The organism is Gordonia alkaliphila (genome assembly GCF_039542465.1).
Lineage (GTDB): Bacteria > Actinomycetota > Actinomycetes > Mycobacteriales > Mycobacteriaceae > Gordonia > Gordonia alkaliphila.
This window is the reverse complement of record NZ_BAABIE010000006.1, coordinates 152,871-174,835: the sequence shown is the minus strand read 5'-3', so window position 1 is coordinate 174,835 and position 21,965 is coordinate 152,871. Positions and strand designations below refer to the sequence as shown.

The window sequence follows — 21,965 nt, the reverse complement described above, 5'->3', positions numbered from 1 at the left end:
GGCCGAGCAGCGAGAAAAGCGGAGACTACGTGGTGTGCACGATCAACACGTCGCACGCGGCCTTGCGGGCGACGTCGGCGGGCACCGAGCCGAGCAGACGACCGGCGATCGAGTTGAGGCCCTTGTTGCCGACCACGAGCAGGTCCGCCTGCACATCGTTGACCAGCTGCAGCAGCGCCTCGACAGGGGCGCCCTTGACCGCGCGCGTGGTGACCGAGCGGGCACCGGCGGCGACCGCACGCTCCTTGGCGACGCGCAGGATCTCTTCGGTGGGCGAGGAACCCATCACCTGGTAGGCGTCGGCGCCGAGTGCGTCGCCGGCCGCGCTCGCCGAACGGCCGTCGTTCGGGAAGTACGCGCAGGCGATCACCAGGGTGGCGGATTCACCGGCGATGGCACCCGCGCGACCCACGGCGTGCAGCGAGGACTCGGAGCCATCGGTTCCGACGACGACGGTCTTGTAATCGGCCATACTTGCATCTACCTCCGACGTGTACCCGCCCGGTGTCTCCGAGCGGGACGATATTCAAGAAACATACCCTGCGGCCGCGTGTCGACGGCCTACTTGATCCCGGCCGCGTCCATTCCGCGCAGTTCCTTCTTCAAGTCGGCGATCTCGTCGCGGAGCCGCCCGGCCAATTCGAACTGCAGATCGCGCGCCGCGTTCATCATCTGCGCGGTCAGCTCCTGCACCAGGTCGGCGAGCTCGGCGCGCGGCATCGACGACGTATCGCGCTGTTCGAACACGCCCGCACTGACCGCCCGTCCGGCTTCGCCCTGGGCCCGTCGACCGCGGCTCGCGTTGCGGCCGGATCCGCCCACTTCCACCGTGTCGTCGGCCTCGGCGTACACCTGGTCCAGGATGTCGGCGATCTTCTTGCGCAGCGGCTGCGGATCGACGCCCATCTCCTCGTTGTAGGCGATCTGCTTGGCGCGACGTCGATCGGTCTCGTCGATGGCATTGCGCATCGAATCGGTGATCTTGTCGGCGTACATGTGCACTTCGCCGGAGACGTTACGGGCGGCACGACCGATGGTCTGGATCAACGAGGTGGTACTTCGCAGGAACCCCTCCTTGTCCGCGTCGAGGATCGCGACCAGCGACACCTCGGGCAGGTCCAGGCCCTCGCGCAGCAGGTTGATGCCGATCAGCACGTCGTATTCGCCCGACCGCAGCTGTCGCAGCAGTTCGACGCGCCGGAGCGTGTCGACCTCCGAATGCAGGTAGCGGACCCGGATCCCGAGTTCGAGCAGGTAGTCGGTGAGATCCTCGGACATCTTCTTGGTGAGCGTGGTGACCAGCACCCGCTCGTCGCGCTCGGTGCGCAGGCGGATCTCGTGGATCAGATCGTCGATCTGCCCCTTGGTGGGCTTCACCACGACCTTCGGATCCAGCAGACCCGTCGGCCGGATCACCTGCTCCACGAACTCGCCGCCGGACTGACCGAGCTCGTAGGCGCCCGGTGTGGCCGACAGGTACACCGTCTGGCCGGTGCGGTCGACGAACTCGTCCCAGGTGAGCGGGCGGTTGTCGACCGCCGACGGCAGCCGGAAGCCGAACTCGACGAGGTTGCGCTTGCGCGACATGTCGCCCTCGTACATGGCGCCGATCTGCGGCACCGTCACGTGTGACTCGTCGATCACGAGGAGGAAATCGTCCGGGAAGTAGTCGATGAGCGTCGCCGGGGCGCTGCCCGCGTCGCGGCCGTCGATGTGCCGCGAGTAGTTCTCGATGCCCGAGCAGAAGCCGACCTGCCGCATCATCTCGATGTCGTAGTTGGTGCGCATCCGGAGTCGTTGCGCCTCTAGGTGTTTGCCCTGCTCCTCGAAGACCGCGAGCCGCTGTTCGAGTTCGGCCTCGATCCCGTCGATCGCCTTCGCCATGCGTTCCGGGCCGGCCACGTAGTGGGTGGCCGGGAAGATCCGCAGACTCTCGACCTGCCGGATCACGTCGCCGGTGAGCGGATGCAGGTAGTACAGCGCCTCCACTTCGTCGCCGAAGAACTCGATGCGGATGGCCAGTTCCTCGTACGACGGAATGATCTCGACGGTGTCGCCGCGCACCCGGAAGCCGCCGCGCGTGAACGAGACGTCGTTGCGGTCGTACTGGATGTCCACGAGCAGCCGCAGCAGCGCGTCACGGTCGATCTGCTCGCCCACCGACAGCTCGACCGACCGGTCCAGGTACGACTGCGGGGTGCCGAGACCGTAGATGCACGACACCGACGCCACTACCACGACGTCCCGCCGCGAGAGCAGGTTCGACGTCGCGGAGTGGCGCAGCCGCTCGACGTCGTCGTTGATCGAGCTGTCCTTCTCGATGTAGGTGTCGGTCTGCGCGATGTACGCCTCGGGTTGGTAGTAGTCGTAGTACGAGACGAAGTACTCGACGGCGTTGTTCGGCAGCATCTCGCGCAACTCGTTGGCCAGCTGCGCGGCGAGCGTCTTGTTGGGCGCCATCACCAGGGTGGGGCGCTGCATCTTCTCGATCAGCCAGGCCGTGGTGGCCGACTTGCCGGTGCCGGTGGCACCCATCAGCACCACGTCCCGCTCGCCGGCGGTGAGGCGTCGTTCCAGGTCGGCGATGGCGGTCGGCTGATCGCCGGCGGGCACCAGGTCGCTGACCACCTCGAGCGTGTTGCGCGCGCGCTCCACGTCCCCGATCGGCCGATACTCCGAATGCGCGACGACCGGCTGTTCCGCTGCGAATGCCATACCTCCAGGGTATCCGCTGCCGCCGACACCGGGACGGCTCAGCCGGTGACGCCGGTCAGTTCGACGGTGGGCGCGTCGAGGGTCCGTTCGGCCAGGATAGTGCCGTCGTGCAGGCTCACCGCCCGGATCCGCCGGGCGGCCGGGTCGGTCACGTAGGCGGTGGAGCCGAGCACGAACAGGTCCGGCCCGGGCGCCTGCCAGTCCTCCGCCTCGGTCCAGGCGCCGATCACCGGGTACGCGGCCTTCTCCGCGCCGTCGACCGGGTCGATGACGTGCAGCGCACCGTCGGTGCCCAGGAGCAGCGCCTCACCCGCGGGACCCCGGCCCAGCGACCGGTAGCTGTAGCTGTAGTCGATGTCGACCACGGTGACGGCTCCGGCACCGGCGGTGTCCAGGAGCGCGAACCGCTGCGGTCGCTCGAGCTCGGCGTCCGCATCGGTCTTGTAGTCGGTGAGCACCACCGTGGAGTGCTCGCTGCCGGCCTGGTTGCCGAGCCGGGCGTACGGGTCGGCGGCCGGCACCTTGACGATGTGGTCGCCGCGCACCACCAGCGCCCCGTCGGTGCACCCGACGGTCAGGACGCCGTCGGCCGCGGCGGCCTCGCCGTGCAGACCCGGGCAATCGACGTTCGCGGCCACCTCGCGACCGTCGCCGTCGAGGATGCGCACGCCGCCCGCCTTCTCGCCGTTCGGCGCGGACACCACCGTCGTCCCGTCCGCCCGGGCCACCGCGACCCCGTGGTGCGCGGGCACGGTGAACTCCCGGATCACCGCGTCGGCCGAGCCGATCTTCGCGGTGTCCAGGATCCGGACGTCGCCGGTTCCGTCGGTGAACAGCGTGGTGCGGTCGTCGTGCACCACCACGTGGCCGGGCTTGGCACCGGGGTAGGTCAGGCCGGTCCGCGTCGGTGCGGCCGTGTAGTAGTGGGCGTGGCTGTCGTGCCGTTCACGCCACGTCCCGAGGTCGAGCAGCTCGAAACCGGCCCCGGTGGCGACGAAGACGTGTCGTCCGTCGCCCGCCGGGGAGGCCCGGATGAAGCCCTCGTATGCGAAGTCGGCGACCGTGGCCAGATCGCCGCCGTCGAGCACGGTGAGGCCCCCGGCGTGGGTCAGCACCAGCCGCGGCTGCGCGGCGGACTGTTCGATGGGACCCGCGCTGTGCGCTCCGGGATCGGAGCCGACGTCGTCGGATGAGCACGCGGTCAACCCGACCAGTGCGGCGGCGGACAGGAAGAGAAGTCTGGGAGCGGTTTTCATGACGCCAGTTCACACCTTAATGAAAATTATTGTCAATAATGCATACGTGCATGGGTTCGTCCGCGGCCCGACCGCCCCACCGGACGGCGATCCGGTGGCACAATGACACCGAGCCCGCCAGGTAAGGACGCCCATGAACGAGCCCCAGCACTCCACGCCCACCTGCACCAGTTGCTCCGCGCACGGAAAGCAGGCTCCGCACGTCGGTCGTCGGGCGGTTCTCGCGGGCGCCGGGGCCGCCGCGGTGACCCTCGCCGCCGCCGCCTGCAGCACCGCCCCACCGGCCGCACAACCGGAGCCCACCGTCGAACTGCCCGACGGCACGACGATCCTGGCCACGGTCGATCAGGTGCCGACCGGCAGCGGCCTGCTGGTCGGTGACACCGATCAGATCCTGGTGACCCAGCCGGTCGCAGGCACCTTCGAGGCGTTCTCCGCGGTCTGCCCGCACGCCGGCTGCACGGTGACCGTCAGCGGCGCCGAACTCGTCTGCCCCTGCCACGGCAGCCACTTCGCGCTCGACGGCGAGCGCACCGCGGGCCCCGCCCCCAGCGGCCTCGAGCCGGTCGAGATCGAAGTCCGCGGCAGCGATATCGTGCGTGTCTAGCGTCGTCGGCGCTACGGTCGAGGCATGACCGGCACCACCATCCCCCGGATCACCGCGATCACCCTCGGCGTGCGCGACGTGGACGTCGCCGCCCGCTTCTACACCGAAGGGCTGGGCTTCACTCCGGTCAGCCGGGTCGACGGCGAGATCGCCTTCGTGCAGGCCGGACCGGGACTGCTGCTCGCGCTGTGGAACGTCGCCTCCATGCCCGGCGAGTACGGCGACGTGGGCTTCGGGGCGCTGGCCCCGCCGATGTCGTTGGGGCACAACGTCTCCGAGGCGGGACAGGTGGACGCGTTGTACCGTCGTGCGCTGGCCGCGGGGGCGACGTCGATCAGCGCGCCGACCGAACGGGAGTGGGGCGGCGTGAGCGCCTGCGTGGCCGATCCGGACGGCTTCCGGTGGGATTTCGTGTTCAATCCGGCGTTCGCCGTGGACGCCGACGGCCGCGTGTCCGGCGTCTGACGTGCACCCGCCCAAACGGGAGGTGTTCGACGTCCCGGCCATGACGAACACCGACAACAAGGGGTTCGTCCGGCCCGTCGAGCTCTACCGCGCGACCCCGTACGGCCTGTACATGTCCCGCACCGCCGATCACCCGCGGTTCCACCACCTGGAGAGCTGGCTGCTGCCGGTACTCGGCTTGCGCGCCAACATCTTTCACTTCACCGACGGCCACCGCACCGGGCAACGTCTGTATCTGGACGTCGGCCGCTTCCATGGCCCCGACTCCCGCGGCCGCTGGCACGCCGTCGACTGGTACCTGGATCTGGTGGACGTCCCCGGGACCCCGCTGCAGTTGATCGACGTCGACGAGCTGTTCGACGCCCACGCCGCAGGTCTGCTCACCACCGCCGAAGCCACCGAGGCCACCGAGATCGCGGTGGCCGCACTGACCGGAGCGGCCGCCGACGGTGACGTCCAGACGTGGCTGGAGGTCACCGTCGGCGGCCGACTCGATTGGCGGAACGGTTCCTGAGACCGGTTACGCGGGCTGCAGTTCCGGGGCCTCGTCGCCGTGCGCCTGGACCGGCACCGGATGGACGGCGCTGACGTCGGCGTCCTTGGTCTCGGTGATCAGGTACGTGCACAGCACGCTGACCGAGGACAGGACCGCGAGCATGATGCCCACCCAGATGGCGCCGGGACCGGCGATCAGCGGCACCGCGATCAGCGGCGGGATGGCGCCGCCGAAGATACCGGCCAGGTTGTAGCCCATGCCCGCGCCGGTGTAGCGGTAGCGCGCCTGGAACATCTCCGGCAGCAGCGCACCGGCCGGGCCGTAGGCGATACCGAAGATCAGCAGGGTGCCGATCAGCCCGATGAGGAAGGCGAGCTCGCCACCGACGCTGAGGATCGGGAACAGCAGCAGCGACCACGGCACCGCCACGATCACCGAGACCATGATGACCCGACGGCGACCGAAACGATCGGAGTAGATGGCCGACGCCGCGGTGGACAGGCCGAAGAAGACTGCCGCGATCATGCCGGAGGTCAGCACGAAGTTGCGCGACAGACCCATCTGGTCGGGGTTGGTGGCAAAGCTGGTGAGGAACGCCGTACCCATGTAGAAGAGCGAGAACAGACTGGCCAGCGCACCGCCGGCGATCACGATCTCCTTCCACTGGAACTTCATGGCGTCGAGGAACGGGAGACGGTTGACAGCCTGCTTCGGCGCCTGGGCGCGCTGCGCCTGGGCCTGCTGGAACACCGGGGTCTCGGCGACGGCCAGGCGGACCCAGAGGCCCACCAGCACCAGCGCCATGGACAGGATGAACGGGATGCGCCAGCCGTAGCTGAGGAAGGCGTCGCTGGCGGTGCCGACGGTGAGGCTGGCGACCAGGAAGGTGAGGCTGGACAGGAAGAAGGCGAAAGCCGGTCCGAGCTGCGGGAACATCGCGTACAGGCCGCGCTTGCCCGCCGGGGCGTATTCGGAGGTCAGCAGCGTGGCGCCGGCCCATTCGCCGCCCACCGCGAAGCCCTGCAGGAAGCGCAGGGCCACCAGGATGGTGGGCGCCCAGATACCGATACCGCCGTCGAACATGCCAAAGGCGCCGGTCTCATAGCCGGGCAGCAGGCCGATACCCACGGTGGCCAGGCCCATGATCAGCAGCGTCCACACCAGGGTGCGCTTGCGGCCGATGACGTCGCCGAAGTGTCCGAACAGGATCGCGCCGACCGGTCGGGCGAAGAATGCGACGGCGAAGGTCGCGAACGACGCGAGCGTGCCCGCGGTGCCGTTGGCTTCCGGGAAGAACACCGTCGGGAAGACGAGTGCGGCAGCGGTGCCGTAGATGAAGAAGTCGTAGAACTCGATGGTCGTTCCGATGGAGCTGGCCGCAGCCACTCTCCCCATACTGGTGCGTGGTGCCGACGGGGCCGTTGTCACGGTGGATCCTCGTTCCTGTCATGTCGCTGACTTCACAGTCGGCGAATTACGTAAGCTCGCTCACACTAAGGCGGTGACCGAACGAGGCACCACCCCCCGAAGGGGGGTCGGTTAATCGGAAGTAACTAGAAGGGTCAGCCCGGCAGCAGCCCGGCGCGCCGGGCCAGCACCACGGCCTCCAGCCGCGTGCCGGCCTCGAGTTTGCCCATGGCGGCCTTCATGTAGCCCTTGACGGTCTCGGCCGAGACGCCCAGCTCTCCGCCGATTCGCGCGTTGGAATAGCCCAGCGCAGCCAGCGCGAGCACATCCTGCTCGCGCGGGGTCAGCGTCACCGCGACCGGCACCCGCAGGGCGGGCTCGTCGAGCAGAACGTCGGTGATGCGGGCGATCTCGTCGGCCAGCGCGGCGTCGTCGACGGTGCGCGCCAACAGCCGCAGTCGGGTGTACGCCTGCGACATGCGGTCGCGCAGCATGTCCACGTCCGGGCCCGCGCCCGCGTCCGCCTCGATCAGTGCGCGGGATACTGCGACCTGCTGTTCCAGGGTCCGCGCTTCGCCCACCAGGGTGTCGAAGAGACGGTTGCCGACGGGGTTCTCGCAGTGCAGACCGCCGTAGAGCACCGCGACCACCCGCCCGTCGACGATGGCCGGCACGGCGGCCACCGCGCGCAGCCCCTCCGCGGAGATGGCCGGGTTGTAGCGGTGGGTGATGTGCGGGGTCTTCAGGTAGTCGTCCACCGCGAGCGGGCGGTTGAGGCGCAGCACCTTGCCACCCAACCCGTGCCCGGCTTCGACGGACAGACCGTCGAGCACCCCGCTGGTGCGGCCGACGAAGTGCGCGAGGGTCACCGCCGACCCGTCGCGCACCACACCGGCGAACGCCAGCGAGACGCCACTGGTGCGACGCACCCGACGCAGCGCCTCGGTGATCGGACCCGCCAACGACTTCTCGACCACGACCCTCACCACCTGTTCACCGGATCGAAGAATGAAACACACCCCGAACCACCGGTTCGGGGTGTGTTTCATGCTACCGAGCGGGCGAGCTGATTGTGTGCGTCACAAACCTCGCTCGACCAACGGCTGTTCAGGCTCGACGGGCGGTCAGGCGTTCTCGAGCTCGCCGTCGCGCTCGGCCACCAGGTTCAGCGCGATGTCGACGATCATGTCCTCCTGGCCGCCGACCAGACGACGCTCACCGCAGACGGTGAGGATGTCGCGCACGTCGAGGTCGTAGCGCGCGGCGGCGGTCTCGGCGTGACGCAGGAACGACGAGTAGACACCGGCGTAGCCGAGAGTCAGGGTCTCGCGGTCCACCCGCACCGGGCGGTCCTGCAGCGGACGCACGATGTCGTCGGCCGCATCCTGCAGCTTGTTCAGGTCGCAGCGATGCTCGAAACCGAGCAGGTTGGCGACGGCGATGAACGGCTCGATCGGGCAGTTACCCGCACCCGCGCCGTGGCCGGCCAGCGAGGCGTCGACGCGGTACACGCCGTTCTCCACTGCCACCACCGAGTTGGCCACCGACAGCGACAGGTTCTCGTGCGCGTGAATGCCGATCTCGGTGTTCGGATCGAGCACGTCGCGGTAGGCCTTGACCCGCGCCTGCACGTCACCCATGGTCAGGCGGCCGCCCGAGTCGGTGATGTACACGCAGTCGGCGCCGTAGGACTCCATCATCTTGGCCTGCTTGGCCAGCGATGCGGGGTCGCTCATGTGCGAGAGCATGAGGAAGCCGGAGACGTCCATGCCGATCTCCTTGGCGGCACCGATGTGCTGCGCGGAGACGTCGGCCTCGGTGCAGTGGGTGGCCACGCGAACCGAGCGGACGCCCAGGTCGTAGGCGCGCTTGAGTTCAGTGACGGTGCCGACGCCGGGGAGCATGAGGGTGGTCAGCCGTGCGTTCTTCAGCACGTCGGCCGCAGCCTCGATCCACTCCCAGTCGGTATGCGAGCCGGGACCGTAGTTCACCGAACCGCCCGAGATGCCGTCGCCGTGGGCCACCTCGATGGCATCCACGCCGGCGTCGTCGAGCGCCGAGACGATGCGCTGCACGTCCTCGGTGGAGATCTGGTGCCGGATGGCATGCATGCCGTCGCGCAGGGTCACGTCCTGCACGAAGATCGACGGACCGGACTTGTCCTGTGCGGCGTCGTTCTGAGCGGCGTCCTGCTGGGCGGTCATGCGAGTTCCCCTTCATTGGCGGCACGCGCCGCGATCCGCTCGGCGACCTGCAGGCCGGCCGAGGTCATGATGTCCAGGTTGCCCGCGTAGGCGGGCAGGTAATGGGCGGCGCCTTCCACCTCGAGGAAGACCGACACCTGGTGGGTCGGGCGGATCTCCTCGTCGTCGGCGAGCAGCGTCTCGACGGGGCTCGACTCCGGGATCTCGGTGATCTGCACCTTCTGCTTCAGGCGGTAACCGGGGACGTAGGCCGAGACGTCGTCGACCATCTTCTCCACCGACAGGCGGATCTGCTCCTGGGTATCCTCGTCCGGAGCCTCGACCAGGGTGTAGACGGTGTCGCGCATCATCAGGGGCGGCTCGGCCGGGTTCAGGATGATGACGGCCTTGCCGCGACGCGCGCCGCCGACCTGCTCGATGGCGCCCGATGTGGTCTCGGTGAACTCGTCGATGTTGGCGCGGGTCCCCGGGCCGGCCGACTTGGAGGCGATGGAGGCGACGATCTCGGCGTAGGCCACCGGGGTGACGCGCGAGACGGCGGCGACCACCGGAATGGTGGCTTGGCCACCGCAGGTCACCATGTTCACGTTCGGGGCGTCGAGGTGGTCGTCGAGGTTCACCGACGGCACCACGAACGGGCCGATCGCGGCGGGCGTCAGGTCGATCATTCGCTTGCCGAGCGGCTGCAGGATCGACGCGTTGTGCTCGTGCGCCTTGGCCGAGGTCGCGTCGAAGACGATGTCGATCTCGTCGAAATTCGGGAGCTTCACCAGGCCGTCGACACCCTCGTGGGTGGTCGGGATGCCCAGGCGCTGGGCGCGGGCCAGGCCGTCGGAGTCGGGATCGATGCCGACCATGGCACCCATCTCCAGGTGCTTGGCGTTGCGGATCACCTTGAACATCAGGTCGGTGCCGATGTTGCCCGAGCCGATGATGGCGACCTTGGTCTTCTTACTCATGGGTGTTTCCTTCACTGAATCGGGCGTTGACGGTGCCGAGGCCGATGATCTCGACGGTGACGTCGTCACCGGCGGCGAGCGGCCGCATGGGGCCGAGTGCGCCGGACAGGATCACCTGGCCGGCACGCAGCGGCTCGCCGAAGTCGCGGGCGGCGCGAGCCAACCAGGCGACGGCGTTGAGGGGGTCGCCGAGGCAGGCGGCACCGTTGCCGGTGGACACCTCCTCGCCGTTGATGAGCATCCGCATGCCGACGTCGACGGGCGAGAACTCGTCGAGGGTCTTGCGGTCGGTGCCGAGGACGTAGACGCCCGACGACGCATTGTCGGCGACGGTGTCGGCGAAGGCGATGTCCCAGCCGGCGATCCGGCTGTCGCAGATCTCGATGGCGGCCACGCCGTAGTCGACGGCCGCGCGGATCTGCTCGGTGTCGAGCGGCCCGTCGGCCAGGTCGGTCTTGAGGACGAAGGCCACCTCGGCCTCGGCCTTGGGCTGCAGCAACCGGTCGATCGGCACTTCGTCGCCGTCGGAGTAGGCCATGTCGTCGAAGACGACGCCGAAGTCGGGCTGGTCGACACCCATCTGCTCCTGCACGGCGGCGCTGGTGAGGCCGATCTTGCGACCGACGATGGTGGCGCCGGCGGCCACGCGGCCGGCGGTGAGGCGTTCTTGCACGCGGTAGGCGGCGGCGAGGTCGGTGGGCCCGATGAACTCGCGCACCGGCGCGCAGGCGGTCCGCGTCTGCAGCGCGGTGAGCAGCCGCTCCGCCGCCTGCGCCTCGGCGGCTTCGTTCTCGACAGATGTGGTCATGACTCGATGATCACCCCGCCGCGCATCACCGGAAAGCCTTTCGTCTCACTGAGCGATACCCTGGTGCCATGAGCAGTTCGTCGACGCCGCCGACCGACACCGTCCTCGGGAAAGTGATGACGATCCTGCACGCCTTCGAGGTGGACGATCACGACCTGACTCTCGCCGAACTGGTGCGCCGCACCGGCCTGCACAAGGCCACCGCGCACCGACTCTGCGGCGAGATGGTCCAGGCCCATCTGCTGGACCGCACCCCCGGCGGCTACCGGCTGTCCGGCGGACTCTTCGAACTGGGCATGCGCGCGTCGGTGGAACGCGGCCTGCTGGAGATCGCCATGCCCTTCCTCCAGGACTTGTACGAGCGCACCCGCGAGACCGTGCACCTGGGCGTGCTCGACGGCGACGAAGTGATGTACGTGGCCAAGATCGGCGGCCACCGCCAGGCGAGCGCGCCCAGCCGCACCGGCGGCCGAATGCCGTTGCACTGCACCGGAATCGGGAAAGCGCTTCTGGCACATACCGATGCGCAGACGCAGCGACGAGTGCTGAGCGCTCCCCTGGTGCGCCGCACGCCGCGCACGATCGTCGCGCCCGGCCTCCTCAGCCACCAGCTCGACGCGGCGCGCGAGACCGGCGTGACCTTCGAGTACGAGGAGTCCGCTCTCGGCATCGCGTGCGTGGCCGCGCCGGTCCTCGACGTCGGCGACAACTCCCTCATCGCGGCGATCAGCGCGACCGGACCCGTGCATCGCTATCGGCCCGAGCAGCACGTGGCGGCGGTGCGCGCCGCAGCCGGCGGGATCGCGGCCACCCTGCACCGCCGGCGCGCATTGGCGCACTGACCCGCGCACCGAAACCCTTGTGCGCCTGTCACACTGGAGAGCGTGATTCGAGTGGGACTGACCGGCGGTATCGGCGCCGGCAAATCGACCGTGGCCAAGACCTTCATCGAGCGGGGCGCTTATCACGTCGACGCCGACCGCATCGCTCGCGAAGTGGTGGAGCCCGGCACCCCCGGTCTCGCCGCGCTGGTGGAGGCTTTCGGCCCGGAGATTCTCGCCGCCGACGGCAGCCTCGACCGCCCCGCGCTGGCCGCTCGCGCCTTCGTCGACGAGGAGAGCGTCAAGACCCTCAACGGCATCACGCACCCGCTGATCGGGGCGCGCACCCAGGAGCTGAACGACGCCGCGCCCGCCGACGCGGTGATCCTGCACGATGTCCCGCTCCTCGTCGAAGGCCACATGGCGCCGTTCTACGACGCGGTGATCGTGGTGCACACCGACGCCGACCTCCGCCTGGACCGGCTGGTGAATTTGCGCGGCATGGATGCCGACGACGCCCGCGCGCGGATCGACGCGCAGGCCACCGACGAGCAGCGCCGCGCCGTCGCCGACATCTGGCTGGACAACTCCGGGACCCCCGACGAGCTGGCGGCCCAAGCACTGCAGGTGTGGACCGAGCGTCTGATTCCGTTGCGCGACAACCACCTTGCGGGCGCCCCCGCACCGCTGCCCACCGACGCGGTGGACGCCGACGAGACGTGGGCGGCCGTCGGCGCGCGCGTCGTGAACCGCCTGTGGGCGATCCTGGGCGCGACCGCCACGAAGATCGACCACGTCGGCCCCACCGCCGACCCGAGCGCCGCGTCCGCGGTCCCGGTGATCGACGTCGAGGTGACGGTGGCCGATCAGGCGGCCGCCGCCCGCGCCGCCGAACTCCTCTCCGCTTCCGGCTTCCCCCGCCTGCCCGGCGCCGCGGAGGGCCTCCACGCGACCGTCGATCCCGGCCGCCCCGCGCGGGTGCGGATCACCGTCGCCGACTGACCGGTGCATCGGTAAAACAACGGCGTCCTGGCGGCCGCCACTGCATATACGTCGTCGGTGAGCGCCAGGACGCCGTTGTTTTACCAGGCGGCATCGTCAGGAAGGCGCGACGGCTTCGGGTTGACCAGCAACGGACCGGGCCGCCCGACGGTTCGCCAGCCGATTCGGCACCCCGAACCGAGATGCCAGAACCCCCGGCCGCCGAAGCGGACCGGGGGTTCTGTGCTAGCTGTCAGCTACCGGGTCAGTTGCCGCCGGTCAGCTTCTCGCGGAGAGCAGCGAGCTGCTCATCGCTGGCCAGCGAGCCGCCGGCCGGAGCCGAGCTGCTGCTGGACGAGCTCGACGAGGAGCTCGAGGACGAGCCACCGGTGGAGCTGGAGTAGTCGCCGGCGTTCTCCGCCTCGGCAGCAGCCGCTGCGAACTTCTCCATCTGAGCGGTGTGCATCTTGTGACGACGCTCCGCCTCGGCGTACCGGCCTTCCCACTCTTCACGCTGCGCGTCGAAGCCTTCGAGCCATTCGTTGGTCTCGGCGTCGAAGCCCTCGGGGAAGATGTAGTTGCCCTGATCGTCGTAGCTGTCGGCCATGCCGTACTTCGACGGATCGAACTCTTCGGTGTAGTCTTCGTTGGCCTGCTTCAGCGACAGCGAGATACGACGACGATCGAGGTCGATGTCGATGACCTTGACCATCGCGTCGTCGCCGACTGCGACGACCTGGTCCGGAACCTCGACGTGGCGCTCGGCCAGCTCCGAGATGTGCACCAGGCCCTCGATGCCCTCTTCGACGCGGACGAACGCACCGAACGGCACCAGCTTGGTGACCTTGCCCGGCACGATCTGACCGATCGCGTGGGTGCGGGCGAACTGACGCCACGGGTCTTCCTGCGTCGCCTTGAGCGACAGGGAGACGCGCTCGCGATCCATGTCGACGTCGAGGACCTCCACGGTGACCTCGTCGCCCACGGCCACGACCTCGGACGGGTGATCGATGTGCTTCCACGACAGCTCGGAGACGTGCACCAGGCCGTCGACGCCGCCGAGATCGACGAACGCGCCGAAGTTGACGATCGAGGACACGACGCCCTTGCGGACCTGCCCCTTGGCCAGCTTGTTCAGGAACTCGCTGCGGACCTCGGACTGGGTCTGCTCGAGCCATGCGCGACGCGACAGGACCACGTTGTTGCGGTTCTTGTCGAGCTCGATGATCTTGGCCTCGACCTCCTTGCCGATGTACGGCTGCAGGTCGCGGACGCGACGCATCTCCACCAGCGAAGCCGGGAGGAAGCCGCGCAGGCCGATGTCGAGGATCAGGCCGCCCTTGACGACCTCGATGACGGTGCCCTTGACGGCCTCGTCCTTCTCCTTGAGCTCCTCGATGGTGCCCCAGGCGCGCTCGTACTGTGCGCGCTTCTTGGACAGGATCAGGCGGCCTTCCTTGTCCTCCTTGGTGAGAACGAGGGCTTCGACCTCGTCACCGACGGTGACGACTTCGCTCGGGTCGACGTCGTGCTTGATCGACAGCTCGCGCGAGGGGATGACACCCTCGGTCTTGTAGCCGATGTCAAGCAGCACCTCGTCGCGATCGACCTTGACGATGGTGCCCTCGACGATGTCGCCATCGTTGAAGTACTTGATCGTGGAGTCGATGGCAGCGAGGAAGTCCTCAGCCGAGCCGATATCGTTGACGGCTACTTGCGGCGAGGTGATCGTGGGGGACGACATGTGGTGAGTTGCTCCGGACAGGTAAGTAGGTTGTGGCGGTTTCCACGGCCGCATTACTGCAGGTAGCGACCGTTTTACCGATTACTGGCCCAGCCCCGCGATCGTCACCGGTAAGAGTTACGGTCAACGGAGCCGGATGCGCGTATCGAAGACACGCACCAGCAAGGCTACTCCACCACCTCTGCGCTGCACAAACGGGGCCGAACGCACGCTCGGTGCACCGTCCTACCGAAAGGCGTCTCGTGGCCCATTCCCTCGAACTGCTCCCCGGCCCGGAGACCGACGCCGTGCTGCGCGCCGCCTGGGATCGGCTCGCCGCCGCCGGCCTGCGTGCGGTGCGACGGCCCGCCTCCCCGACCGATCGCCCGCATTGCACGCTGATCGCAGCGCCCCGAATCGCATCCGACGTCGACGCCCTGCTCCCCGAACTCGCGACGCATCTCCCCCTCGCCGCCCACCTGGGGCCGCCGGTGGCGCTGCCCGGGCGCGGTCGCTACACGCTGGCCGTCGCCGTGGTGCCGAACGCGGCACTGCTCGCCCTGCACGCGCAGGCCGCGGCAGCGCTCGACGCCTACGCCACACAGACCTTCGGCCACACCCGCCCCGGCCGATGGACCGCTCACATGACGCTGGCGCGCCGCCTCACCGGCGACCAGGTCGGCGCGGCCCTGGAGCTGCTGGACCGGACGGATCAGCCCGTCGCCTTCACCGCGATACGCCGCTGGGACGGCGACGCCGCGCGTGATGTCGTGGTCGAGGCGCCCTTCTAGTGCCGGTCACCCACACTCGGGCACCTACACTGGGGGGCCATGACCACTCCTGCACCGCGGCCGCCCAGGGTGCTCGGCGACCTCGATTCGGCGACCAGCGAAGCGGCCAGCCGTTCGTGGTGGGACGAGCAAGCCGACGACTACCAGGCCGAGCACGGCGTGTTCCTGGGCAACGAGGTGCCCGGCGGCGACTTCGTCTGGGGCCCGGAACGCCTCCGCGAAGAAGAGGTGCGACTCCTCGGCGACGTCGCCGGCCTGGACGTGCTGGAGGTCGGCTGCGGCTCCGCGCCGTGCGCGCGGTGGATGGCCGCCCAGGGCGCCCGAGTGGTCGGCTTGGACGTGTCCATCGGCATGCTCGCGCACGCCGTCGCCGCGATGGCCGACGATCCCGCCCCGGTGCCGCTGGTGCGGGCCGGCGCGGAACGACTTCCCTTCGCCGACAACAGCTTCGACCTGATGACGTCGGCGTTCGGCGCGATCCCGTTCGTCGCCGACTCGGCGCGGGCGATGGCGGAGGCGGCCCGCGTGCTGCGGCCGGGCGGCCGCTGGGTGTTCGCCACCAACCACCCGATGCGCTGGATGTTCCTCGACGATCCCGGCCCGGAGGGGCTCACGGTGACCCTGTCGTACTTCGACCGCACGCCGTACTCGGAGGTCGACGACGACGGGAACATCTCCTACGTGGAACACCACCGCACCATCGGCGATCGGGTGCGGGAGATCGTGGCCGCCGGCCTGGTGCTCGACGACATCGTCGAGCCGGAGTGGCCCGACGACCTGGACGCTGAATGGGGTCAGTGGTCCCCGCTGCGCGGCGCCCTGTTCCCGGGCACCGCGATCTTCGCCTGCCACAAGCCGGCCTGAGCGGGCCCGACCAGCCGGGTCACGCGTCGACTGCGACCGTACAGAACCAGTACTGATAGAAATCGTCGTATTCGGGGTCCGGCTCGAGACCGAATCGTTTCGCCAGGAACTGACTGGCGGCGTTCTGGACGCCGATCTTTCCTCGGATCGACATCGTCTCGCACCCCGCGTCACGTGCGCGGCGTCGACATTCGCGGACCACTTCGTCAATCAAACGATTCGCCGTCTCCCCTCCGCGCCAGCGATGATCAACACCCACCGCCGCACAGAAGACGAAGACTTCGAGGTCCTTCCCGCGTGCGACGGCCTCCAACATGCACGCGGCGACGTGCGTGCCGTGTTCTTCTCCCACCACAATGAAGCAAGCAGCAGGAAGATTCGCACCCGATCTCCGCAGCACTGCCTGGGCTTGATGTTCCCAGGGACGGCCCCCTCGAGTCGTGGGATCCATGCAGGTGAAGGACTGCAGACAACGCGCTTCCTTCTTCGTCGTCAGAAGCGACCAGTGAATCGTCATGAGGCAGGTTGCGTCGCCGCCCGCTCGACCGAAGCCTTCGACGGCGCACGGTGCGCCATGTCGCGGAAGTACTGATCGGCCAGTGCTTCGTCGTCGGGTTCGACGGTCTCCACCGGCACGCCCAGCGCCCACGCGAGCTGTTCCGGTGCGACGCGACCTTCGGCTACGCGTCTGGTCAACGTGTCGAGGAGTCCGAGCGGAAACCGCCGCGCAGCCGAATCCTGTTCTCGTCGGGCAAACGCGTGCGGATCCTCGGGGTCCGCAGGCAGATACGCCGTCAGAAGTTTCGGCGTCGACAGCTCGAGTGCTTCGAGGACGTCCGCCCGCACGGCAATCTTCAGGTAGGCGATCCGATTCTTCAGCGCTTTCGTCGACACGCCATGCCGCCAGAGGAACGTCGCCAACTCCGATCGACTCATCGCTGCCCAACCGACGCCATTCATCAGCTCGCGAGGCAGCAGCAGATTCTCCGCAAACTTGTTCGCCTCGGCCTCTTGCCGCTGAGCTTCCTCCTCGGACACATCCGCCGCCGAATGCCCCAAGGCGAGATGGCCGAGCTCATGAGCGAGCGACCAGTTGTTGCGGTACCAGTGCACTTCGGCGACCAACGCGACGAGGCCTCGTTCGCCCTCCAGCATCGTCGAGTATGCGGTGTTCAGCGATGGCAATCGAACGACGTCCACCTCGAACACCGCCTCAACCCGCTCGGCGAACTGTATGACAAAATCGGCACCCAGCCGTTCGCGAACGTCTGTAGCCTTGCTCGGCAGCTTCCTACTCGACGGCACTCCTGCCGGATACGCCTGGTGGTAGAGCTCGAGGACCGGAGTCAACAACTCAATGTCGATACTGTGTCCGCCGTTGACCCGTCGGCCGGACGCGGCATCCCAATCGTGTCGCGCGACCAACCTGGCCTGACGCGGATCGTGGCGACCGGTCGCAAGCCACTGAAGATCGACGTCGAGCAGATCGGCGATACCAATCAGCTCGACAGTCGCGAATCCACGGTGCCCGTTCAGCGCACGGGACAGAGCGTCCGGCGTCATCCCGGCCTGGTCTGCCAGGTCGCGCTGTGTCATGCCCGGGGTCATGGCACGCCGAATCCGCTCCCCGATTTCCCGCGTAGTCGTGTCCATGACTCCGATCGTACTGGGAGATTGGGACAATCCCAATGATCTGGTCGTACCGCGACCCGAGGCTCAGAGCAGTTTGGACAGGAAGGTCTTGGTCCGCTCGTGCTGCGGGTTCTCCAGCATCTCCCGCGGATCGCCGCGCTCCACCACCACGCCGTCGGCCATGAACACCAACTGATCGGCCACCTCGCGGGCGAAGCCCATCTCGTGGGTCACCACCAGCATGGTCATGCCGGCCTGCGCGAGGTCGCGCATCACCGCCAGCACGTCGCCGACGAGTTCCGGGTCGAGCGCCGAAGTGGGCTCGTCGAACAGCATCAGCTTCGGATCCATGGCGAGCGCCCGCGCGATCGCGACGCGCTGCTGCTGACCGCCGGACAGCTGCGCCGGATAGGCGTCGGCCTTGTTGGCCAGGCCCACCTTGTCGAGCAGGTCCACGGCCCGCGCGACGGCCTCGTCGCGCGACTGCCCCTTCACCAGGATCGGCGCCTCGATCACGTTCGCCAGCACCGTGCGGTGCGGGAACAGGTTGAAGTGCTGGAACACCATGCCGATGTCGCGACGCTGACGCGCCGCATCGCGCGGACTCATCTCGTAGAGCTTGCCGCCCCGCTCGCGGTAGCCGATGAGATCACCGTCGACCCGCAACCGTCCGGCGTTCACCTTCTCCAAGTGATTGACGCAGCGCAGGAACGTCGACTTGCCGGACCCCGACGGCCCGATCAGGCACGCGACCTCGCCGTGCTGGACTTCCAGCGAGATCCCGCGCAGCACCTGCAGGGCGCCGAAGTTCTTGCAGACGCTTTCGGCCTGCACCATGGGCGTCGCGCTCATCGGCCGCCCTCCGTCGCCTCGGCGCGGGCGAGCTCGGCGAGTTGATCGTCACTCAGCATGCGGCTGGCCCCCTTGGAGTAATGCTTCTCCAGGTAGTGCTGGCCGATCATCAGGATGCTGGTGACCGCCAGGTACCAGGTGGACGCCACCAGCAGCATCGGGATCGGCTGGAAGTTGAGGCTGGAGATGTCGCGCTGGCGTCCGTACAACTCCAGCGAGAAGGGTATGGCGGTGACCAGTGAGGTGGTTTTCAGCATGCTGATCAGTTCGTTGCCGGTCGGCGGAATGATCACCCGCATGGCCTGCGGCAGCACGACGCGGCGCATGGTCTGCGTCCACGTCATGCCCAACGCCACCGACGCCTCCATCTGCCCCTCGTTGACCGACGCGATACCGGCGCGCACGATCTCGGCCATGTACGCGGCCTCGTTGAGGCCGAGGCCGATCACCGCGAACAGGAACGCCGCGTTGATCGACTGCACGTCGATGTGGAAGAACTGCGGTCCGAACGGGATGCCGAGGTCGATCTGCTTGTAGATCGAGCCGAACAGACCCCACAGGACCAACTGGACGTACACCGGGGTGCCGCGGAAGACCCACAGGTACAGCCACGCCACCGAGCGCAGCACCGGGTTCGACGACAGGCGCATCACGGCGAAGATCACACCGAGCACCACGCCCAGGATCATCGCGAGCACGGTGAGCGCGAGCGTCCAACCGGCCGCCTCGATGATCCGCGTGTCGAACAGATAGTCGGCGTAGGTCGACCACCGGTAGGCCTCGTTGGTCGCCGCACCGTAGATGAACAGTCCGGCGAGGATCAGGATGATGACCGCGGCGATCCACTGCCCCGGATGACGCAGCGGCACCGCTTTGATCGGCGCGGGTCCCGGTTCCGCGGCCTCGAACTCAGCCGAATCCGGTGCGGATTCACTCGGTGTGGGGCTCATGATTGCGCTCCGTTGATCTGCGAGGTCTCGATCATTCCGGCTTCGACTCCCCAATGCTCGGCGATCTGCCGGTAGTAGCCGTTGTCGATCAGGTATTGCATGGCCTGCTGCACCGCGGGTCCGAGCGACGAGCCCTTCGGGAGCGGAATGCCGTACGGGGCCGCGTCGTAGATCGGGCCGACCAGTTCCAGGTCTTCACCGATCTTGGCGACCTTGGTCACCGCGTAGGCGCTCACCGGCGAGTCGGCGGAGAAGGCGTCGATCTTGCCCAGCAGCAGCGCGGTGACCGCCTGGTCCTGGGCGTCGAACTTCTCCTTCTCGATCGGCGGCTTGCCGGCGGCCACGCAGGCCGCGCTCTTGGCCGGCACCTCGTCGGTGTCCTCGACGGTGGTCGCCTGCACGCCCACCCGCAGCCCGCAGGCGTTATCCGGGTCGACGTTGTCACCGGCCCGCTGCACCCACTGCACACCGGCCCGGTAGTAGGTGACGAAGTCGACCTGCTTCTCCCGCTCGAGTGTGTCGGTGAACGACGAGATGCCGATGTCGAAGGTGCCGGCCTGGATGGCCGGGATGATCTTGTCGAAGTCGGACTCGAAGAACTTCGGCTGCACGCCCAGGACGGCGGCGATCGCCTCCATCACGTCGATGTCGAAACCGACGATCTTGCCCTGCGGGTTCTTGAACTCGTTGGGCTGGTACGGCGGGTTGGTACCCACCCGCAGTACGCCGCTGCTCGCGATCTTCGGCGGAACCAGCGCGGCGATGGCCGGCTGCTCGCCGACCTGCACGGTGATCGGCTGGACGTCGAGCGCCGATTCGTCGTTGGTGCACGACGTCGCCACCAGCATCACCAGGATCGCGAGCAGTGCGGCGAAGGGTCGCAATGATCCGCGCAGCACCGGCAGCTCCTCCCTCGGCCACCGGCCCAGGTACCGGTGAGTTCGAGAACTGAACCTACCCGACGGTTGCCTACTATCGGGCGCGCTCACGCGGATAGCACTGACCTTCCGCGAACTTGGCGCACACACGCTCCGCCTCATCCCACGAAGTGGTCGCGCGCACCACGACGTACCTGCTGCTGCTTCCCACCACATAGCCGTCGACCACCACGGCGCCGTAGTGCTCCGATGAGCTGGCGCGGGCTGCATCCAGAGTGTTGAACGCCCCGAACTGAGCGAAATATCGCGCAGAGTCGAGCGGAGGCGGCGGCGGGATGTACCCCGGGGCCGACGGATCGGCACTCGCGGTGATGTGCGGCGTGGGCGCCGGATACGTGCGCACCGTGGGCGACGTCGGCGGCGCGGCCGAAACGGGTGTGTTCGACAAGGGTGTCGGCACCTGCTGCACCGTCGCCGACGACGTCAGTGGCTGCCCCGCGTCCGCTGGGGCGGATGCCGCCTCGTCGGCGTCGCGCCCCGACAGCATCATCAGCGCCACCAGCGCCGCCGCCGCCAACACCACCACGGTGCCCACGACGGCGATCAGCGCCGGCACCACCGACTTCGACCGCGGAGGTGGCGGTGGCGGGCCCGGGTAGTCCACACCCGGAACGCCCCGATCGGGCGGCGGGGCCACCATCGTGTGGGCACGCGCGCTCTCCGGCGTGGACAGCGCCGCCCGCGCCGCGGCCGCCAACTCGCCGGCGCTGCCGAACCGCATCGACGGATCCCGCGCCAGCCCGCGCGCGAGCACCGCATCTACTGCCTGTGGCACGCCCGGCACCACCGCACTGGCGACGGGCGGCGGCGCCGGAAACGGCGCTCGCCCCGTCAGGGCCTCGCACAACACGCAGGTCAGCGCATACACGTCGCTGGCCGGGCTCGCGGGCGCGCCGTCGAACAATTCCGGTGCCATGTAGGCCACCGAACCGATCGCGGACCCCACCTGGGTGAGACGCGTATCCGCCTGCGCGGCAGCGATTCCAAAGTCCACGAGGTAGGCGAAGTCGCGATCGCCCACCAAGATGTTCTCCGGCTTGATGTCGCGGTGGACCAGTCCGCCCGCGTGCGCCGCGTCCAATGCCGAGGCGATCTGCTCGGTGATGGCCACGGCCCGCGCCGGGGCCAGGCGCTGCTCGGTCCGCAGGACTTTCCGTAGATCCGGCCCCTGCACCAGCCGCATGTCGATGTACAGGAGGCCGTCGATCTCGCCCCAGTCGTGGATGGGGATCACGTGCGGCTCGCCGAGACGAGCCGCGACCATCGATTCGCGCCGAAATCGCTCGCGATAGACGGGGTCACGCGCCAGGTCGGCGCGCAGCAGCTTCAGCGCCACCGTCCGCTGCTTGCCGGTGTCGTACGCGCGATACACCTCGCCCATGCCACCGCGGCCCAACAGCTGTTGCAGCTGGTACGGCCCGAAACGGGTGTTGACTCGATCCGCGAACATTCCCAGAGCTTAAACGGTCATCCGTTGTCAACCCGAGATAACCGGC

Annotated in this window: 22 protein-coding genes; 7 read left to right on the top strand and 15 right to left on the bottom strand. The window is 68.3% G+C overall.

What is annotated here, in order from left to right:
• Positions 1 to 25 precede the first annotated feature (25 nt).
• The 3 genes from ABD989_RS08610 to ABD989_RS08600 form a co-directional block, all read right to left on the bottom strand.
• Positions 26 to 472, bottom strand: a complete 447-nt coding sequence (locus ABD989_RS08610; protein WP_345313167.1) for a universal stress protein — start codon at positions 470 to 472, stop codon at positions 26 to 28.
• 89 nt (positions 473 to 561) lie between these two features.
• On the bottom strand, positions 562 to 2,715 hold the full coding sequence (uvrB, locus tag ABD989_RS08605; RefSeq protein WP_246996401.1) for an excinuclease ABC subunit UvrB: 2,154 nt from the start codon (positions 2,713 to 2,715) through the stop codon (positions 562 to 564).
• A 38-nt stretch (positions 2,716 to 2,753) separates the two neighbouring features.
• Entirely contained in the window at positions 2,754 to 3,971 is a 1,218-nt protein-coding gene (locus ABD989_RS08600) for a hypothetical protein (protein WP_345313166.1), read from the bottom strand.
• A gap of 133 nt (positions 3,972 to 4,104) precedes the next feature.
• Between ABD989_RS08600 and ABD989_RS08595 the strand changes: the two genes are divergently transcribed.
• From ABD989_RS08595 to ABD989_RS08585, 3 genes are read left to right on the top strand one after another with little or no spacing between them, the layout of a single operon-like run.
• Positions 4,105 to 4,578 (top strand): QcrA and Rieske domain-containing protein, encoded by a 474-nt coding sequence (locus ABD989_RS08595; RefSeq protein ID WP_246996405.1) that lies wholly within the window; start codon positions 4,105 to 4,107, stop codon positions 4,576 to 4,578.
• 24 nt (positions 4,579 to 4,602) lie between these two features.
• Positions 4,603 to 5,043 carry a VOC family protein gene (locus ABD989_RS08590; RefSeq protein WP_345313165.1) on the top strand — a complete coding sequence of 147 codons (441 nt, stop codon included), beginning with the start codon at positions 4,603 to 4,605 and terminating at the stop codon, positions 5,041 to 5,043.
• Positions 5,044 to 5,083: 40 nt separating this feature from the next.
• Complete coding sequence (locus tag ABD989_RS08585) at positions 5,084 to 5,557, top strand: ribonuclease FAU-1 family protein (RefSeq protein ID WP_246996409.1); 474 nt, start codon at positions 5,084 to 5,086, stop codon at positions 5,555 to 5,557.
• A 6-nt stretch (positions 5,558 to 5,563) separates the two neighbouring features.
• Here the strand turns inward: ABD989_RS08585 and ABD989_RS08580 are convergent, their stop codons facing one another.
• The 5 genes from ABD989_RS08580 to ABD989_RS08560 form a co-directional block, all read right to left on the bottom strand.
• Entirely contained in the window at positions 5,564 to 6,934 is a 1,371-nt protein-coding gene (locus ABD989_RS08580) for an MFS transporter (protein ID WP_345313164.1), read from the bottom strand.
• Positions 6,935 to 7,101: 167 nt separating this feature from the next.
• Positions 7,102 to 7,935, bottom strand: a complete 834-nt coding sequence (locus ABD989_RS08575) for a LuxR C-terminal-related transcriptional regulator (RefSeq protein ID WP_246996413.1) — start codon at positions 7,933 to 7,935, stop codon at positions 7,102 to 7,104.
• Between the two features lie 135 nt (positions 7,936 to 8,070).
• On the bottom strand, positions 8,071 to 9,150 hold the full coding sequence (gene dmpG / locus ABD989_RS08570; protein WP_345313163.1) for a 4-hydroxy-2-oxovalerate aldolase: 1,080 nt from the start codon (positions 9,148 to 9,150) through the stop codon (positions 8,071 to 8,073).
• Positions 9,147 to 10,109, bottom strand: a complete 963-nt coding sequence (locus ABD989_RS08565) for an acetaldehyde dehydrogenase (acetylating) (RefSeq protein WP_246996417.1) — start codon at positions 10,107 to 10,109, stop codon at positions 9,147 to 9,149. Before ABD989_RS08565 ends, dmpG begins: the two co-directional genes overlap by 4 nt.
• On the bottom strand, positions 10,102 to 10,917 hold the full coding sequence (locus ABD989_RS08560) for a 2-keto-4-pentenoate hydratase (RefSeq protein ID WP_345313162.1): 816 nt from the start codon (positions 10,915 to 10,917) through the stop codon (positions 10,102 to 10,104). The genes ABD989_RS08565 and ABD989_RS08560 overlap by 8 nt, the downstream gene beginning before the upstream one ends.
• 68 nt (positions 10,918 to 10,985) lie before the next feature.
• On the opposite strand from ABD989_RS08560, the gene ABD989_RS08555 reads away from it, so the two are divergent.
• Entirely contained in the window at positions 10,986 to 11,759 is a 774-nt protein-coding gene (locus tag ABD989_RS08555) for an IclR family transcriptional regulator (RefSeq protein WP_345313161.1), read from the top strand.
• A 42-nt stretch (positions 11,760 to 11,801) separates the two neighbouring features.
• Positions 11,802 to 12,740, top strand: a complete 939-nt coding sequence (coaE, locus tag ABD989_RS08550; protein WP_345313160.1) for a dephospho-CoA kinase — start codon at positions 11,802 to 11,804, stop codon at positions 12,738 to 12,740.
• A gap of 244 nt (positions 12,741 to 12,984) precedes the next feature.
• Here the strand turns inward: coaE and rpsA are convergent, their stop codons facing one another.
• Positions 12,985 to 14,463 carry a 30S ribosomal protein S1 gene (gene rpsA, locus ABD989_RS08545; RefSeq protein WP_246996425.1) on the bottom strand — a complete coding sequence of 493 codons (1,479 nt, stop codon included), beginning with the start codon at positions 14,461 to 14,463 and terminating at the stop codon, positions 12,985 to 12,987.
• Positions 14,464 to 14,705: 242 nt separating this feature from the next.
• Here rpsA and ABD989_RS08540 point away from each other — a divergent pair, with 242 nt between their 5' ends.
• Together ABD989_RS08540 and ABD989_RS08535 are read left to right on the top strand one after the other, a co-directional pair.
• Positions 14,706 to 15,233, top strand: coding sequence for a 2'-5' RNA ligase family protein (locus tag ABD989_RS08540; RefSeq protein WP_345313159.1), 528 nt, complete (start codon positions 14,706 to 14,708; stop codon positions 15,231 to 15,233).
• Positions 15,234 to 15,272: 39 nt separating this feature from the next.
• The gene (locus ABD989_RS08535) at positions 15,273 to 16,097 is read left to right on the top strand and encodes a class I SAM-dependent methyltransferase (RefSeq protein WP_345313158.1); all 825 of its coding nucleotides are present in this window, start codon (positions 15,273 to 15,275) and stop codon (positions 16,095 to 16,097) included.
• A 19-nt stretch (positions 16,098 to 16,116) separates the two neighbouring features.
• On the opposite strand, the gene ABD989_RS08530 is transcribed toward ABD989_RS08535, so the two are convergent.
• From ABD989_RS08530 to ABD989_RS08505, 6 genes are all read right to left on the bottom strand, one after another.
• Entirely contained in the window at positions 16,117 to 16,614 is a 498-nt protein-coding gene (locus ABD989_RS08530) for a GNAT family N-acetyltransferase (protein ID WP_345313157.1), read from the bottom strand.
• Positions 16,611 to 17,750 carry a helix-turn-helix domain-containing protein gene (locus ABD989_RS08525; protein ID WP_345313156.1) on the bottom strand — a complete coding sequence of 380 codons (1,140 nt, stop codon included), beginning with the start codon at positions 17,748 to 17,750 and terminating at the stop codon, positions 16,611 to 16,613. The genes ABD989_RS08530 and ABD989_RS08525 overlap by 4 nt, the downstream gene beginning before the upstream one ends.
• A gap of 63 nt (positions 17,751 to 17,813) precedes the next feature.
• Positions 17,814 to 18,566 (bottom strand): amino acid ABC transporter ATP-binding protein, encoded by a 753-nt coding sequence (locus ABD989_RS08520; RefSeq protein WP_345313197.1) that lies wholly within the window; start codon positions 18,564 to 18,566, stop codon positions 17,814 to 17,816.
• Positions 18,567 to 18,577: 11 nt separating this feature from the next.
• Positions 18,578 to 19,531 (bottom strand): amino acid ABC transporter permease, encoded by a 954-nt coding sequence (locus ABD989_RS08515; protein ID WP_345313155.1) that lies wholly within the window; start codon positions 19,529 to 19,531, stop codon positions 18,578 to 18,580.
• Entirely contained in the window at positions 19,528 to 20,379 is an 852-nt protein-coding gene (locus ABD989_RS08510; RefSeq protein ID WP_345313196.1) for an ABC transporter substrate-binding protein, read from the bottom strand. The genes ABD989_RS08515 and ABD989_RS08510 overlap by 4 nt, the downstream gene beginning before the upstream one ends.
• A gap of 124 nt (positions 20,380 to 20,503) precedes the next feature.
• Positions 20,504 to 21,919 (bottom strand): serine/threonine-protein kinase, encoded by a 1,416-nt coding sequence (locus ABD989_RS08505; protein ID WP_246996433.1) that lies wholly within the window; start codon positions 21,917 to 21,919, stop codon positions 20,504 to 20,506.
• Positions 21,920 to 21,965: the final 46 nt, after the last annotated feature.